This window comes from Kitasatospora sp. NPDC057940, assembly GCF_042887425.1.
Classification (GTDB): Bacteria; Actinomycetota; Actinomycetes; order Streptomycetales; family Streptomycetaceae; genus Kitasatospora.
The window spans coordinates 208,995-222,631 of record NZ_JBHVPH010000006.1 but is presented as its reverse complement, the minus strand read 5'-3'; the positions used below and the strand labels follow the sequence as shown (position 1 = coordinate 222,631).

The window sequence follows — 13,637 nt, the reverse complement described above, 5'->3', positions numbered from 1 at the left end:
GGCAGGGTGCTGTCATGGAGCAGACGGAGCACACGGAGCACCCGACCATGCAGCCGACGCCCCCCCTCCCCCGGGCCCGACGACGCGGCGCCGGCACCCACCGCTGGCGCCGCGACAGCGTCGAACTCGCCGCCGTCTTCGTCTCGGTCACCGCGGCCGACCTGGTCGCCAAGATCGTCGTCCGCGGCCCCGACGGCCCGGTGGTCCTCGCCGCCGCCGCCCTCGCCCTCCTCGCCACCGCCCTCTTCCACACCTGGTGGTCCCAGCGCCACCACCCCCACTCCCCCGCGCCCCCGACCACCCTGTGGCGCGTCCGCACCGCCGCCCGCAGCACCCCCGACGGCCTGGCCCGCGTCCACACCGCCCTGGCCGACCAGCACGTCGCCGTCCTCTCCCGCCAGCCCCACCCCCTCCCCGGCACCACCGTCGACGAGCTCTACCTCCGCGCCCCCCACACCCTCACCCCCACCGACCTCACCACCCTCCTCGCCACCACCGGACACCCCCTCCTCGACACCCCCACCCGCATCGGCTGACCACGGCGCGACCACGGCGACGCGGCCGGCTCCCCGACACCGCTTCGCAGGAGGGGGTTCGACGCCCCTCCCGCGAGCCCGCCCGCCGCGCCCGGCTCAGGACTGCGGGCCTGACGCGGTGAGACGGTAGGCGGGCAGGCCCCGGCGGCGGATGAGGAATTCGGCGACTATCAGGTTGGGCAGCCAGCTGAGGAACGGGAGGGCGGCGTAGGCGTTGTCGAAGAGGCGCTCGCCGTCGACGTGCCCCTGGGCGGTGAGCGTCTGGAGGAGGATGAGGACGCCGAGCCAGGACCGGAGGGTGACGGCGGCGTAGGTGAGGGCGAAGCTGCGGATCATCCAGGCGCGGTGGCTCGGCAGGTCACGGTCGCGGACGGCGCGGTAGCCGCGCCAGGTGGTCCAGGCCCAGAGCAGGGCGAGCCCGCCGAAGCCGAAGAAGCCGTTGAAGGCGGCGGAGTTGAAGAACGCCATGACGAACGCGGCCAGGGATCCCACCGCGACCCCGAGGACGTAGACGCGGCCGGTCCAGCGGTGGACGGCGGGGGATCGCCGGCGCAGCGTGGTGGAGAACTGGAACGGGCCGACCAGCAGCGCGAGCGCGGCCGCCACGATGTGGACGTAGAAGGCGACTTGGACGGCCATCGGGCGCTCGGCGTAGGTGGCGGACACGCCGCCCTTCGACGCGGTGATGGGCAGGCCGGCCTGGGCGTACGTCCCCACGGCGTACCCGACGATCGCGAGCGAGGTCAGCAGGACGACGGTCCAGCGGACGCGCCCTCCCCTCCTGCTCGTCGGGGCGGTGGCGGGGGCGGTCGCGGCGCGGGCGGCGGTACTGGTCATCGGTGACCCCGATCGGCTGGAGGTGGGGCGGCATCACGTGCACGGTGCGCGTCGCGCGGTCGGCCGGCGCCCTGCTCGCGGCGCCCACCACCCCGGAACCGGGGCCTACCACCACGCTGTTCGAACCGCAGCCAGTGTGGCCGGGCCCGTGACCCCGGGCCATGGAGCGTCCCCCCGGGCCGGGAGGGGGGTTACCCCCACGACCCGACACGGCGTCAACCGGACGGCCTCCCACCGCGCGGGCACCGCCGCCGCCACGCCGGCCGCAACGGGCCCCGGGGTTCGTTACGCAGCCGATGGGCGGCCGTGACACGACCGGCCGGGGACCGCGACACGGGCCTCCTACCGTCATGGACGACGCACCGGCCACCCCGGCCGGAACGCGTCCATGACGAAGGAGAACACCGTATGAGCAGGAGCCGTACCCACCGCTCCCCCGCCCGCCGCGTGCTGGCCGTCTGCGCCCTGACCGGCGGCGCGCTGCTGACCGTCGTCACCGGCGGACAGGCCTTCGCCGACGGGACCCCGTCCGCCGCGCCTGCTGCGGGTGCCGGCGTGTCGGCCGCCCCCACCTCGACGCCCACCCCGGCCCGCCCCGCCCCGGCCGCCCCCTCGGTCGCGGGCAAGGACGCCGCTGTCACGCCCACCGCGACGCCCTCCGCCGGCACCGGTAGCGGCCCGGCCGCGCAGCCGGCCGACGGCAAGACCCAGGTCCGTGAGGTGCCCAAGGGCGCCGCCCAGGCCGGTGACGGATCCGGCGAGACCGACAGCAACGGCCTGATGCTGGCCGGTGGCGGGGCCGTCGCGGCCGTCGGCGCCGGCGCGCTGGGCTTCGCGATGCTGCGCCGCCGCTCCGGTGCGCGCGGCTGACACCGGCCCCGAGTCCGCCGGGCACCCCGGCGCCGTTCCCCCGCCCTTGACCGGGCGGGGAGGCGGCGCCGGGGGCCCGGCGGGTACCGGGGCCCCCGCGGGCGGCGGGCAGCCCGACAGCACGCCCGGCGCCGACGGGCCGGCCCGCCACGGCCGCTCGCACGGTGGCCGCAGCCGGCGGCGCCGCAAGGCCTCCCCCGGCCCGGGCACACTGCGCCGGACGGCGTTCGGTGCGGCGGGCCTGGCCTGCCTGGTCCTGGGCACCACCGTGGCACTGTCCGGCCGGCACACCCCGGTGGTGCGGGTCGAGCCCTCGGTGCACGGCAGTACGGACAACCCGGCGGCCGCGCCCTCGGGAGGCCCCGGAACCGCGGGGACCACAGGGACCGCCGGGAGCCCGGCCGGCGCACCGAAGCCGTTCGCCGCCTCGGCGCCGACCCGGCTGCTGGTCCCGGCCGCCGGGGTGGACGCCCCGGTGACCGGCCTCGGACTGAACCCCGACGGGACGGTCGAAGTGCCGGCCGCCGACCGGGCCGACGAGGTCGGCTGGTACCGCAACGGGCCGACGCCCGGGGAGGCCGGCCCCGCCGTCCTCATCGGGCACTACGACACCGCGCACGGCCCGGCGGTCTTCCACGGCGTGCCGAAGCTGCGGCCGGGCGACCTGATCCAGGTGCGGCGCGCGGACGGCAGCACCGTGGACTTCAAGGTCCGCTCGCTGCTCCAGGCCGCCAAGGACCGCTTCCCGACCGAAACGGTCTACGGTGACACTCCCGAACCCGCTCTCAGGCTCATCACCTGCGGCGGGCGGATCGGCTCGGACGGGCACTGGACGGACAACATCATCGTCCTGGCGGACCTGGCCGGTCCCGGCGCCGCGACCGGCTGAAGCCGCCGCGCCGTCGCCGTCGTCCCGGCCGTCGGGTCGTTTCGACTGTCGAACCGGCGCGGCGGCCGGGACGGCGGGACGGGAACCACCGACCGCCGTCCACGCGACCTACCACCGAGGCCGGTACGGGGACGAACCGGCGCATCGCCGCAGACCAGGAGGACGAGCACCGACCGTGGCAGCAGCATCCCCACCCCGCCGCCGGCCCGTCGCCGTGCCGGTGGCGGCCCTCGCCGCCCTGGCCGTCCTCGTGACGCTCGCGGCCCTGGCCCTCGGCCGTGCCACCCCCGGCGGGCTCCAGGACCACGGCGCCACCCAGCCGGTGGCCCCGCCGCTGGTGGCCCAGCCGCTCTGGCCCGACCTGGCGGCCTCCCCGCCGCCGCGCCCTCCCGCCACCGGCGCCGCGGCCGCCACGCAGGCCGCGCCGCAGCCCGTCCCGGACGTGACCGTCCCCGGGCACGACATCAGGACGGTCGACGTCCGCACCGTCCTCGCCAAGGACTCCACGGTGGGCCCGGAGGAGCGGCGCGCCCTGGACTCCTGCCCCGCCTGCGACGTCCGCAGCCCCGAGTTCCGTGACCTCACCGGCGACGGGCGGGACGAACTGGTCGTCGCCGTCGTCACCCCCGGGCCCGTGGTCCTGCACGTCTACCTGCTGGCCGACGACCGGCTGCTGCCCATCCTCCAGGTCGAGGTGCTCAAGGGGTTCAGCGCCGCGACCGTCGGATCCGACCTGTGGCTCTACGAGCCGACCGGCGCGTTCGTCCGGACCAGCAGCCACTACCAGTGGGACGGCGTCCGGCTCGGCCTGCTGGAGCGGAAGGTCGAGGACACCGGCCCGATCGCCGGCCCGGGCGGCGGACCCGCGAACGGCGGCGCACTGACGCCCACCGGCACGCCCAGCGCCGGCCCCGCCGTCTCCACCCGCGACGGCCGCTCATCCGCCCAGCCTCAGCCCGCCCTGCCCGGGGCCGGGGCCGGCGCCGCCCCCGGCGTGGGCGTCCCCTCCCAGAAGACGGCCGTCCCGGTCCCCGGCCGCCCGTCCTCGGCTCCCTCGGAAGCGAAGCCATGAACCCCGCAGCCGCGCCCGCCCACCCGCACATCCTGCTCGTCGAGGACGACGAGGTGATCCGGGAGGCCACCCGGATGGCCCTGGAGCGCTACGGCTTCCCGGTCACCACGGCCGCCGACGGCCTGGAGGGCCTGGAGGCCTTCCACGCCGTGCGCCCCGACCTCCTCCTGCTGGACGTCATGCTGCCGCTCCTCGACGGGGTCGGCCTCTGCCGCCGGATCCGGGAGGAGAGCCAGCTGCCGATCCTGATGATGTCGGCGCGCACCGACCCGGTCGACGTGGTGTCCGGTCTGGAGGCCGGGGCGGACGACTACGTCGTCAAGCCCTTCGAGAGCGCCGTGCTGGTCGCCCGGATCCGCACCGTGCTGCGCCGGGTGCGGGTGGTCCCGGCCGAACCCGCGCCGCCCGAGGGGCCGGTGGACCCCGCCGTCCCCGTCGCAGCGCCGGCCGCCGCCGTTCCCGCCACCGCCGTTCCCGCGGACGCCCCCTCCCCCGCGCTGCGCAGCTTCGACGGCATGCAGGTGGACACCGACAGCATGGAGGTGCGCGTCGACGGCCGCCTCGTCCCGCTCACCCCCACCGAGCTGCGGCTGCTGCTGGAGTTCACCGCCGCGCCCGGCATCGTGCTGGAGCGCTCCACCCTGCTGGAACGCGTCTGGGACTACGACTGGGGCGCCGACACCCGGGTGGTGGACGTCCACGTGCAGCGGCTGCGCGCCAAGATCGGCCCCGGCCGGATCGAGACCGTCCGCGGGTTCGGCTACAAGCTGCGGCGTCCGGCATGACCCTGCGCCGTCAGATCGCCACCGCCGTCGCCGCCATCGCCGTCCTGGTGGCGGTGGCCGTCGGCCTGCTGGTCCACCAGGCGATGATCCGTCAGCACGTGGACCAGGCCCGCGCCGCCGCGCTCGCCGCGCTCGGCTCGGCCGTGGACACCTACAAGCGCGGCGAGGCCACCGACCGGTTCGCCCTGGACGACCCGGCGCTGCCCGCGGGGCTGCGGACGCTCGCGGCCGGCGGCCGCGAGGGCTCTCTGCTCGCCGGCGGTCCGCAGGGCGAGTCGATGTGGGCGGCCCGACAGGTCCAGACCGGGGTGCTCTCCGTCCGGGTGGACTTCACCCAGGACCGGCAGGCGATCGCCGACCTCGACCGGATCATCCTGATCACCGTCGTCGCCGCCGTCTTCACCACGGTCCTGGCCGGCGTCCTGGTCGCCGACCGGATCAGCCGCCGACTGCGCACCGCGGCGACGGCCGCCCGGGGCATCGCCGCCGGCCGGACGGACACCCGGATCGGCGAGCTCGTCGACGGGAAGGACGAGGTCGCCGACCTCGCCGCCGCCGTCGACCTGATGTCCCGCACCCTGCACCAGCGGCTGGAGGACGAACAGCGCTTCACGGCGGACGTCGCCCACGAACTGCGCACCCCGCTCACCGGCCTGGTCACCGCGGCCGAGCTGCTCCCGCCCGGCCGCCCCACCCAGCTCGTCCAGAACCGGGTGCAGGCCCTGCGCTCGCTGGTCGAGGACCTGCTGGAGGTCTCCCGCCTCGACGCCGACGCCGAGATCCCGGACTTCGCCCCCGTCCCGCTGGAGCGGGCGGTGCGCCGCACCGTCACGCTCACCGGCCTGGAGGTCGACGTGGACGTGGACGTCGCCGCCGACCGCCAGGTCCGCACCGACCTGCGCCGCCTCGACCGCATCCTCGGCAACCTGCTGATCAACGCCCACCGGCACGGCACCGCGCCGATCCGGCTGCACGTCGACGGCCACCGGATCACCGTCCGCGACCACGGACCCGGCTACCCCGACGACCTGCTCGCCCGCGGCCCCCAGCGCTTCCGCACCAACGCCCCCGAACGCGGACGCGGCCACGGCCTCGGCCTCACCATCGCCACCGGCCACGCCCGCGTCATCGGCGCCGGCCTCACCTTCACCAACCACCCCGACGGCGGCGCCCTCGCCACCCTCACCCTGCCCGACGACCCGTCCCACCCCTGACCGCTCAACCGCGGCCGGGGCCTGAGGGCGGCCCCCGTACGGCCGCCGCTCAGTCGTCGCTTCGGCTGTCGTTCAGCTGTCGCTCGGCTGCACGACGCACGCCGAGTTCGCGAGCATCGACCCGAAGCCGCCGAGCAGCGTGGAGACGACCGCCTTGCAGGCGGCAGCCTCCTGGGGCGTCTTGGGCCCGTCGGCGGCGGCGGCCGGCTGGGCGAGGGCGATCGGCGCGGCCAGCAGCAGTGCGCAGCACGCCACGCCCAGTACGGACCGCTGCACGAGGGCGGACTTCTTCAGGAAGGACGACGGGAAGGACATGTGAGCCCCTTAGGGGGAGGTGGGATCGGCGAAAAGCCGAGCCATCCCTATCCGAACGGGCTCGCTCGTCCCCGGATTCTGCGCCATCCGTGAGCGTGTCCAGGTCAACAGTCCGGTCGGGGCCGGGCGATCGCCCCGCGCCCGTCGGCCACCCCGGTGCCCGAGCCCGGTCGGGCCCGGTCGGGCCCGGTCGGGCACCGTCGGGCACCGTCGAGCACGGTCGATGCCCCCGAAACATGGTCACGCTCCGGAACCGCCCAGGTCATTCCTGCGTTCACGATCACGTAACCGGCCGGAAGCGCGGCGTCGGTAGCGTCGGCGGCATGACGGCATCACGCACTCGCCCCGAACGGCTCTGGCACCGGCCTTTCCGCAGGTGCGACCGCAGGTGCGCGGCGCCCGAGGGCCATGCCGCCCGGCTGCCCGCGCTCACCGGGGGCCCGCTGCGGCCCGCCCGCCCGCACCCCCCGGTCGACCGGCCGCGAGCCGTGACGGACCCGGGCCGGGAGGCGCCGTCCCGGCTGACGCTGGCGGACGGGACGGCGCTGACGCTGCGCCCCGCCGGACCGGCCGACCGGGCCGCGGCCCTGGCGATGCACCACCGCTGCTCCCCCGCCTCGCTGCGGCTGCGCTACCACGGGCCCGTCCGCGACGCCGGCCGCTACCTGGACCACCTGCTGGACGCCCGGCACGGCCGCAGCCTCGCCGCGACGGCCGCCGACGGGCGGATCGTCGCCCTCGGGCACCTGATGTGGGACGACGACGAGGCGGAGCTGGCGGTGCTGGTCGAGGACGCCTGGCAGCGGCGCGGGCTCGGTCCGGCCCTGCTGCGGCAGCTGTCGGCGGCGGCCCGGGCGGCCGGTGTCACGACCGTGTACGCGGTGACCCACGCCTCCAACACCGGGCTGATCACCGCGATGCGCCGGCTGGCCGCGCCGCTGGACTTCCGGGCCGAGGACGGCACCCTGGTGATCACCGCCACGCTGACCGCGGACGAACCGGTCTCCTGCGCCCGCCCGGGCCGCTGATCTTTTCTTCACCACATCCTCACCCGGGAACCCCGAGGGCCCGGAGAGCGTCCCAAGCGGCGAAGGCCCCCTCCGTACACCGTCTTCCCCGACGATCCGTCAGGACGCCCGAGGCGGCGCCTCCGGCCGTGTCGCAGCAGGCTGCCTGGGGTCCGGATCGTCGAGCCGGGCGGCGGAGTCGGTAGGCTGGCCCCGTCCCCGCCGCCCGACGGCCCGTTAATCCGGACCCGGGTGGTGCCGCAGCAAGGAGGAACCACTGAGCATGGCAGGCACCGAATCGGAGCCCACAGGCGCACGCGACGCCTCGCTGCCGGCCCGCGCCAAGATCGCGGTCACGGCCGGTCGGGTCGCTGCCGCCGTGTCCCGCAAGGCCGGACGCGGAAGCGGCTCGGTGATCGGCGGCAAGGTCGCCCTGAGGCTCGACCCCGACCTGCTCGCCACCCTCGCCGACCACCTCGACGTCGTCCTGGTCAGCGCCACCAACGGCAAGACCACCACGACCCGCCTGATCGCCGAGGCGCTGCGCGCCGCCGGCCCGGTGGTCTCCAACGCCCTGGGCGCCAACATGCCGGCCGGCATCACCTCCGCCCTGGCCGGCGGCTCGGACGCCCGCTTCGGCGTGATCGAGGTCGACGAGAAGTACCTGGCGGGCGTCGCCCGCGACACCCGCCCCAAGGCGATCGCCCTGCTCAACCTCTCCCGCGACCAGCTCGACCGCGCGGCCGAGACCCGGATGATGGCCGAGAAGTGGCGCGAGGGCCTTCAGGACACCGAGGCCGTGGTCATCGCCAACGCCGACGACCCGCTGGTGACCTGGGCCGCCTCCTCCTGCAAGAAGGTGGTCTGGGTGGCCGCCGGGCAGGCCTGGAAGGAGGACGCCTGGTCCTGCCCCGCCTGCGGCGGCGTGATGCAGCGCCCCGGCGACGACTGGTTCTGCCAGGAGTGCGGCTTCCGGCGCCCCAACCCGCACTGGGCGCTCCAGGGCACCCACGTGATCGACCCGCAGCGCGGCGCCTGGCCGATCCAGCTCCAGCTGCCCGGCCGGGCCAACCTGGCCAACGCCACCAGCTCGGCCGCCGTCGCCGCCGTGTTCGGCGTCTCCCCGCAGGTCGCGCTGGAGCGGATGCGCTCGGTCACGGCCGTCGCCGGCCGCTACGACGTCGTCCAGTACCAGGGCCGGGACATCCGACTGCTGCTGGCCAAGAACCCGGCCGGCTGGCTGGAGACCTTCTCGCTGATCGACGGCCCGCCCGCGCCGGTGATCCTCTCCGTCAACGCGCTCGACGCCGACGGCACGGACACCTCCTGGCTGTGGGACGTCGACTACGAGCGCCTCGCCGGGCACCCGGTGTTCGTGATGGGGCAGCGCAAGCTGGACCTGGCCGTCCGCCTGGAGGTCGCCGGACTGCAGTTCCACGTCGTGGACACGCTGGAGCAGGCCGTCCGGATGGCCCCGCCCGGCCGGATCGAGGCCATCGCCAACTACACCGCCTTCCAGCAGCTGCGGAAGGTCGTGGCCGGCTGATGCCGCGCCTGCAGCCCCATCTGATCGTGACGGAAGGCCTTCGAGGATGAGTGAGAGCAGCCTGCGCGTGGTCTGGGTCTACCCGGACCTGCTCAGCACCTACGGCGACCGCGGCAACGCCCTGGTCGTGGAGCGCCGGGCCCGCCAGCGCCATCTCAACGTGACCCGGATCGACGTCCGCTCCGACCAGGCGGTCCCCACCAGCGGCGACATCTACCTGATCGGCGGCGGCGAGGACCGTCCGCAGCGGCTCGCCGCCGAGCGGCTGCGCAACGACAGCGGCCTGATCCGGGCCTCCGAGAACGGCGCGATCATCTTCGGCGTCTGCGCGGGCTTCCAGATCATGGGCCACGAGTTCGTCAACGACCTCGGCGAGCGCGAGCCGGGCCTCGGCCTGCTCGACGTCTGGACCACCCGCGGCGACGGCGCCCGCTGCGTCGGCGACGTCCTCGCCGACGTCGACCCGCGCCTCGGCCTGCCGCAGCTGACCGGCTTCGAGAACCACCAGGGCGTCACCCACCTCGGCCAGGGCGTCCAGCCGCTGGCCACCGTGACCGCCGGCCGGGGCAACGGCACCGGCGACGGCACCGAGGGCGCCTGGCGGGACACCGTGTTCGGCACCTACCTGCACGGCCCGGTGCTGGCCCGCAACCCCGCCGTGGCCGACATGCTGATCAAGCTGGCGCTGGACGTCAACGCCCTGCCGCCGGCCGACACCACCTGGTACGACGCGCTGCGCGCCGAGCGCATCGCCGCCACGACGCGCCCCGCGTAGTACGTCCGACCCGCCCCGGAGCCCGGGTGCCCGCGATGCGGTCACCCGGTTCAGGGGCGGCCCCGGACGTACCACAATGGGGCTGCCTACTGCACACCCTCCTCGGCAGCAGGCTGCACTTCCGCGCGGGGGCGCCGACGGCGCCGCTCCCGCGTCGGCTCCTGCCCGGCCGGACCAGGGGCCGTATGCTCGACTTCGCGGCCGTTTTCGGGCGTTCTGTCCGGATCGGCCGGTCCTTCACCCCGCGGCCACCTCCCCGCCACTCCGGCGTGGGAGCGCCCCGCTACGGTGACGGCTCGTCGTCCCAGCCTGTAGTCCGGCCGTTCCTCGGTTCTGCTCGGGAGTTGCAAAGCTAATGCGTATCGGAGTGCTGACCAGCGGCGGTGACTGCCCCGGCCTGAACGCGGTGATCCGTTCCGTGGTCCACCGGGGGGTGGTCGACCACGGCGACGAGATCATCGGTTTCCAGGACGGCTGGCGCGGTCTCCTGGAGGGCGTCCACCGGCCGCTCACCCTCGACTCGGTGAGCGGCATCCTGGCCCAGGGCGGCACGATCCTCGGCTCGTCCCGGGTCCAGCCCAGCCACCTGCGCGACGGCGTCGAGCGCGCCAAGCGACTGTGCGCGGACCTCGGCATCGACGCGGTGATCCCGATCGGCGGCGAGGGCACCCTCAAGGCCGCCAAGCTGATGAGCGACGCCGGACTGCCGGTGGTCGGGGTCCCGAAGACCATCGACAACGACATCGCCTCCACCGACGTCACCTTCGGCTTCGACACCGCCGTCTCGGTCGCCACCGAGGCGCTGGACCGGCTGAAGACCACCGCCGAATCCCACCAGCGGGTCATGGTCGTCGAGGTCATGGGCCGGCACACCGGCTGGATCGCGCTCAACGCGGGCATGGCGGCCGGCGCGCACGCCATCGTCGTCCCGGAGCGGCCGTTCCACATCGACAAGCTGACCGCCGTCGTCCGCGAACGCTTCGACCGGCAGAAGAAGTTCGCCATCGTGGTCTGCGCCGAGGGCGCCAAGCCCGAGCCCGGCACCATGCACTGGGAAGAGGGCACCAAGGACATCTACGGCCACGAGCGGTTCACCGGCATCGCCACCCAGCTCTCCCGCGAGCTGGAGCACCGCCTCGGCAAGGAGGCCCGCCCGGTGATCCTCGGCCACACCCAGCGCGGCGGCACCCCGACCGCGTACGACCGGGTGCTCGCCACCCGCTTCGGCTGGCACGCCATCGAGGCCGTCCACAAGGGCGCGTTCGGGCACATCACCGCGCTGCAGGGCACCGACATCAACCTGGTGCCGATCGCCGAGGCCGTCGCCGAGCTGAAGACCGTCCCGCAGGAGCGCTACCTGGAGGCGGAGACGGTCATCTGACCTCCCCCGCCCCGCCGAGGGCCCGGACCGCTACCGGTCCGGGCCCTCGTGCGTCCGACGGGCGCCCCTGCGACGGCCCCGCTAGCGTGGCCGGTGGAGCGGACCACTCGTGGAAGGGCAACCGATGGAGATCCTCGCGTACGGGGTGCAGGCCGACGAACGGCCGCTGCTGGAACAGGCCTTCGCCGGCCGGCACGGGCTGCGCTGCCTGAGCATGTTCCTCAACCGCGACACCGCCCCGCTCGCCGCCGGCTACCCGGCCGTCAGCAGCAGCGTCAACGCCGTCCTCGACGCCGGGACCCTCACCGCCCTCGCCGCCGGCGGCACCAAGCTGATCGCCCAACGCTCCACCGGCTTCAACAACATCGACCTCGACGCCGCCGCCGACCTCGGCCTCACCGTCGCCCGGGTCTCCCACTACAGCCCGTACTCGGTCGCCGAACACGCTTGGGCCCTCGCCCTGGCCGTCAACCGCCGCCTCACCCGCGCCGCCAACCGCTCCCGCGAGTTCGACTTCCGCCTCGACGGCCTCCTCGGCCGCGACATCCACGGCATGACCGTCGGCGTCGTCGGCACCGGCAAGATCGGCGAGTGCTTCACCCGGATCGCGGCCGGCTTCGGCACCCACCTCCTCGGCTGGGACATCGCCCGGAACCCGGCCTGCCTCGACCTCGGCATGACCTACACCGAACTGCCCGAACTCCTCACCCGCGCCGACCTGATCAGCCTCCACGTCCCCCTCCTCCCCGCCACCCACCACCTGATCAACGGCGGCGCCCTGGCCCGGATGAAGGACGACGCCATCCTCGTCAACTCCAGCCGCGGCGGCCTCATCGACAGCGCCGCCCTCGTCGAAACCCTCCGCGCCGGCCGCCTCTCCGGCGTCGGCCTTGACGTCTACGAAGAAGAAACCGGCGTCTTCTTCACCGACCGCTCCATCGAAGGCATCACCGACGACGTCCTCGCCCGCCTCGTCACCTTCCCCCAAGTCCTCGTCACCAGCCACCAGGCCTACTTCACCCACACCGCCGTCGGCCAGATCATCGACGCCACCACCCGCAACATCGACGACTACGCCGCCGGCCGCACCAACGAGAACACCCTGGTGCCGAGGAGCTGACCCGTCGGCGGAGGGGGTGGCCCGGAGGGGGCGGCGCGGTGGTGTTCAGCCGTGTTTGGACTCCGGGAGGCGGGCGCAGGGGGCGCCGTCCGGGGTGCCGGGGGCGGTGGTGTCCCAGGTTCGCAGGGCCGTGAGGGCGGCGGCGCGGGCGGGGGCCGTCGGGCGGACGCCCTCCGGGGCGAGCAGGAAGTCGGCGACCGGGGTGAGCAGCAGGGTGGCGGGGCCGGCCGGGAGGAGGCGGGCCTCGTCCCACTGGTGCCGGATGACGGTGCGGCGCAGCAGGGTGCCGTGCCGCGGCCGGAGCGGGCGGGCGAGGGATTCGCGGCGGCGGAGTTCGGGGGCGACCTCGGCCTCCAGGACGGTGCGCACGCCCGCCAGGGAGCCCAGCGGCACGTGTTCGGCGGCGAGGTCGAGCAGCGCGACGGCCTCCGGGGCGAGCCGGTAGGCGGCGACCACGGCGGCGGTCTCGACGGGTTCGAAGGACTGCCGGCCCAGGCGGGCCACGTCGATCACGTCGCCCGCCCGGAAGGCGCGGCCGAGGCCCTCCTCCGCGAGGGCGATCAGGCACTCGACGTGGTCGTCGGCGGCCAGGTAGGGCCGGACCGGGACGGTGGCGAGGTCGCCGGTGAGCGCGGCGGTACCGAGCCGGACCTGGTACCACGGGTCGAGCAGCGGGTCCTCGGCCGGCCAGCGCAGGGTGACGGAGGTGTGCCGGGGGCGCTCGCCGATCAGGGTGACCTCGACGGACTCCACCGGGTGTTCGGTGACCAGCCGGCTGACGGCCTGCCAGAGCGCGGCCTCGGTGGGGCTGACGAGGGTGAGCTCGCCCAGCGGCCGGGGCAGGTCGGGCGGGTAGTAGCCGGCCAGCGGGAGGTCGCGGATCGGGCGCACCCCGGTGGCGTCGGCGAGGTCGCGGGCGATCCGGGCGTAACACTCGGCCCGGTCGCGGGCGCGCTGGAGTTCGGCGCGGGCGTGCTCGCCCATCCGGACGTCCTCCCGGACGAGCGCGGCGAGCACCAGGTAGGGGAGGTCGCGGGCGCCGCGGGCGCGGTGGAGCAGTTCGACCGGTCCGGCGACCGGGTCGACGTCGAGCAACCGGTAGAGCAGGTCGGTGTTCACTGGCGTCGGCCTCCGAGAAACTGTGGTGGTCGCCCGGGCGGCGGCACCCGGGGGGTGTGGCGGGCCCGGCGGGTCGTACCGGGCCGACAGCTGGGCCACACCAGTGATTGTGGCGGTGGGCGATCAACACCGGATCACTACGGGGTCGACGATCTCTCGACAGTCCACCGG

The 13,637-nt window shown here is 75.1% G+C and carries 14 protein-coding genes; 11 read left to right on the top strand and 3 right to left on the bottom strand.

The genetic code is table 11. The annotated features are described in order from the left end of the window. The first annotated feature begins 14 nt into the window (after nt 1-14). Nucleotides 15-536, top strand: coding sequence for a hypothetical protein (locus ACFVTF_RS13035; protein ID WP_387812937.1), 522 nt, complete (start codon nt 15-17; stop codon nt 534-536). A gap of 96 nt (nt 537-632) precedes the next feature. Here the strand turns inward: ACFVTF_RS13035 and ACFVTF_RS13030 are convergent, their stop codons facing one another. After that, nucleotides 633-1,373: a DUF2306 domain-containing protein gene (locus tag ACFVTF_RS13030; RefSeq protein ID WP_387812934.1), complete on the bottom strand. Its 741-nt coding sequence runs from the start codon at nt 1,371-1,373 to the stop codon at nt 633-635. Nucleotides 1,374-1,781: 408 nt separating this feature from the next. Here ACFVTF_RS13030 and ACFVTF_RS13025 point away from each other — a divergent pair, with 408 nt between their 5' ends. The 5 genes from ACFVTF_RS13025 to ACFVTF_RS13005 all read left to right on the top strand — a co-directional run bounded on the left by ACFVTF_RS13025 (nt 1,782) and on the right by ACFVTF_RS13005 (nt 6,203). Further along, nucleotides 1,782-2,243 (top strand): sortase-dependent protein, encoded by a 462-nt coding sequence (locus tag ACFVTF_RS13025; RefSeq protein ID WP_387812931.1) that lies wholly within the window; start codon nt 1,782-1,784, stop codon nt 2,241-2,243. Then, the gene (locus ACFVTF_RS13020; RefSeq protein ID WP_387812928.1) at nt 2,230-3,132 is read left to right on the top strand and encodes a class F sortase; all 903 of its coding nucleotides are present in this window, start codon (nt 2,230-2,232) and stop codon (nt 3,130-3,132) included. Before ACFVTF_RS13025 ends, ACFVTF_RS13020 begins: the two co-directional genes overlap by 14 nt. Nucleotides 3,133-3,307: 175 nt before the next feature. Then, complete coding sequence (locus tag ACFVTF_RS13015; RefSeq protein ID WP_387812925.1) at nt 3,308-4,204, top strand: hypothetical protein; 897 nt, start codon at nt 3,308-3,310, stop codon at nt 4,202-4,204. After that, nucleotides 4,201-4,989, top strand: a complete 789-nt coding sequence (locus ACFVTF_RS13010; RefSeq protein ID WP_387812922.1) for a response regulator — start codon at nt 4,201-4,203, stop codon at nt 4,987-4,989. Before ACFVTF_RS13015 ends, ACFVTF_RS13010 begins: the two co-directional genes overlap by 4 nt. Then, nucleotides 4,986-6,203, top strand: coding sequence for a sensor histidine kinase (locus ACFVTF_RS13005; RefSeq protein ID WP_387812919.1), 1,218 nt, complete (start codon nt 4,986-4,988; stop codon nt 6,201-6,203). The genes ACFVTF_RS13010 and ACFVTF_RS13005 overlap by 4 nt, the downstream gene beginning before the upstream one ends. A gap of 72 nt (nt 6,204-6,275) precedes the next feature. Here the strand turns inward: ACFVTF_RS13005 and ACFVTF_RS13000 are convergent, their stop codons facing one another. Further along, nucleotides 6,276-6,518, bottom strand: coding sequence for a hypothetical protein (locus ACFVTF_RS13000; protein ID WP_363589325.1), 243 nt, complete (start codon nt 6,516-6,518; stop codon nt 6,276-6,278). 323 nt (nt 6,519-6,841) lie between these two features. Here ACFVTF_RS13000 and ACFVTF_RS12995 point away from each other — a divergent pair, with 323 nt between their 5' ends. The 5 genes from ACFVTF_RS12995 (at nt 6,842) to ACFVTF_RS12975 (ending at nt 12,347) form a co-directional block, all read left to right on the top strand. Continuing rightward, complete coding sequence (locus ACFVTF_RS12995; RefSeq protein ID WP_387812916.1) at nt 6,842-7,546, top strand: GNAT family N-acetyltransferase; 705 nt, start codon at nt 6,842-6,844, stop codon at nt 7,544-7,546. Between the two features lie 262 nt (nt 7,547-7,808). Further along, a complete protein-coding gene (locus tag ACFVTF_RS12990; RefSeq protein WP_350886666.1) occupies nt 7,809-9,071 on the top strand; it encodes a MurT ligase domain-containing protein in 1,263 nt (420 codons plus the stop codon). Nucleotides 9,072-9,117: 46 nt separating this feature from the next. Continuing rightward, complete coding sequence (locus ACFVTF_RS12985; RefSeq protein ID WP_387812912.1) at nt 9,118-9,846, top strand: type 1 glutamine amidotransferase; 729 nt, start codon at nt 9,118-9,120, stop codon at nt 9,844-9,846. A gap of 355 nt (nt 9,847-10,201) precedes the next feature. Then, nucleotides 10,202-11,227, top strand: coding sequence for a 6-phosphofructokinase (locus ACFVTF_RS12980; RefSeq protein ID WP_387812909.1), 1,026 nt, complete (start codon nt 10,202-10,204; stop codon nt 11,225-11,227). Nucleotides 11,228-11,351: 124 nt separating this feature from the next. Continuing rightward, a complete protein-coding gene (locus tag ACFVTF_RS12975; RefSeq protein ID WP_371521556.1) occupies nt 11,352-12,347 on the top strand; it encodes a 2-hydroxyacid dehydrogenase in 996 nt (331 codons plus the stop codon). A 45-nt stretch (nt 12,348-12,392) separates the two neighbouring features. On the opposite strand, the gene ACFVTF_RS12970 is transcribed toward ACFVTF_RS12975, so the two are convergent. Beyond that, the gene (locus ACFVTF_RS12970; RefSeq protein ID WP_371521554.1) at nt 12,393-13,466 is read right to left on the bottom strand and encodes a hypothetical protein; all 1,074 of its coding nucleotides are present in this window, start codon (nt 13,464-13,466) and stop codon (nt 12,393-12,395) included. Nucleotides 13,467-13,637 lie beyond the last annotated feature (171 nt).

Coding starts and splice junctions, on each gene's coding strand:
- ACFVTF_RS13035 (WP_387812937.1), top strand. CDS start 15: ATGGAGCAGACGGAGCACACGGAGCACCCGACCATGCAGCCGACGCCC.
- ACFVTF_RS13030 (WP_387812934.1), bottom strand. CDS start 1,373: ATGACCAGTACCGCCGCCCGCGCCGCGACCGCCCCCGCCACCGCCCCG.
- ACFVTF_RS13025 (WP_387812931.1), top strand. CDS start 1,782: ATGAGCAGGAGCCGTACCCACCGCTCCCCCGCCCGCCGCGTGCTGGCC.
- ACFVTF_RS13010 (WP_387812922.1), top strand. CDS start 4,201: ATGAACCCCGCAGCCGCGCCCGCCCACCCGCACATCCTGCTCGTCGAG.
- ACFVTF_RS13005 (WP_387812919.1), top strand. CDS start 4,986: ATGACCCTGCGCCGTCAGATCGCCACCGCCGTCGCCGCCATCGCCGTC.
- ACFVTF_RS13000 (WP_363589325.1), bottom strand. CDS start 6,518: ATGTCCTTCCCGTCGTCCTTCCTGAAGAAGTCCGCCCTCGTGCAGCGG.
- ACFVTF_RS12995 (WP_387812916.1), top strand. CDS start 6,842: ATGACGGCATCACGCACTCGCCCCGAACGGCTCTGGCACCGGCCTTTC.
- ACFVTF_RS12990 (WP_350886666.1), top strand. CDS start 7,809: ATGGCAGGCACCGAATCGGAGCCCACAGGCGCACGCGACGCCTCGCTG.
- ACFVTF_RS12985 (WP_387812912.1), top strand. CDS start 9,118: ATGAGTGAGAGCAGCCTGCGCGTGGTCTGGGTCTACCCGGACCTGCTC.
- ACFVTF_RS12980 (WP_387812909.1), top strand. CDS start 10,202: ATGCGTATCGGAGTGCTGACCAGCGGCGGTGACTGCCCCGGCCTGAAC.
- ACFVTF_RS12975 (WP_371521556.1), top strand. CDS start 11,352: ATGGAGATCCTCGCGTACGGGGTGCAGGCCGACGAACGGCCGCTGCTG.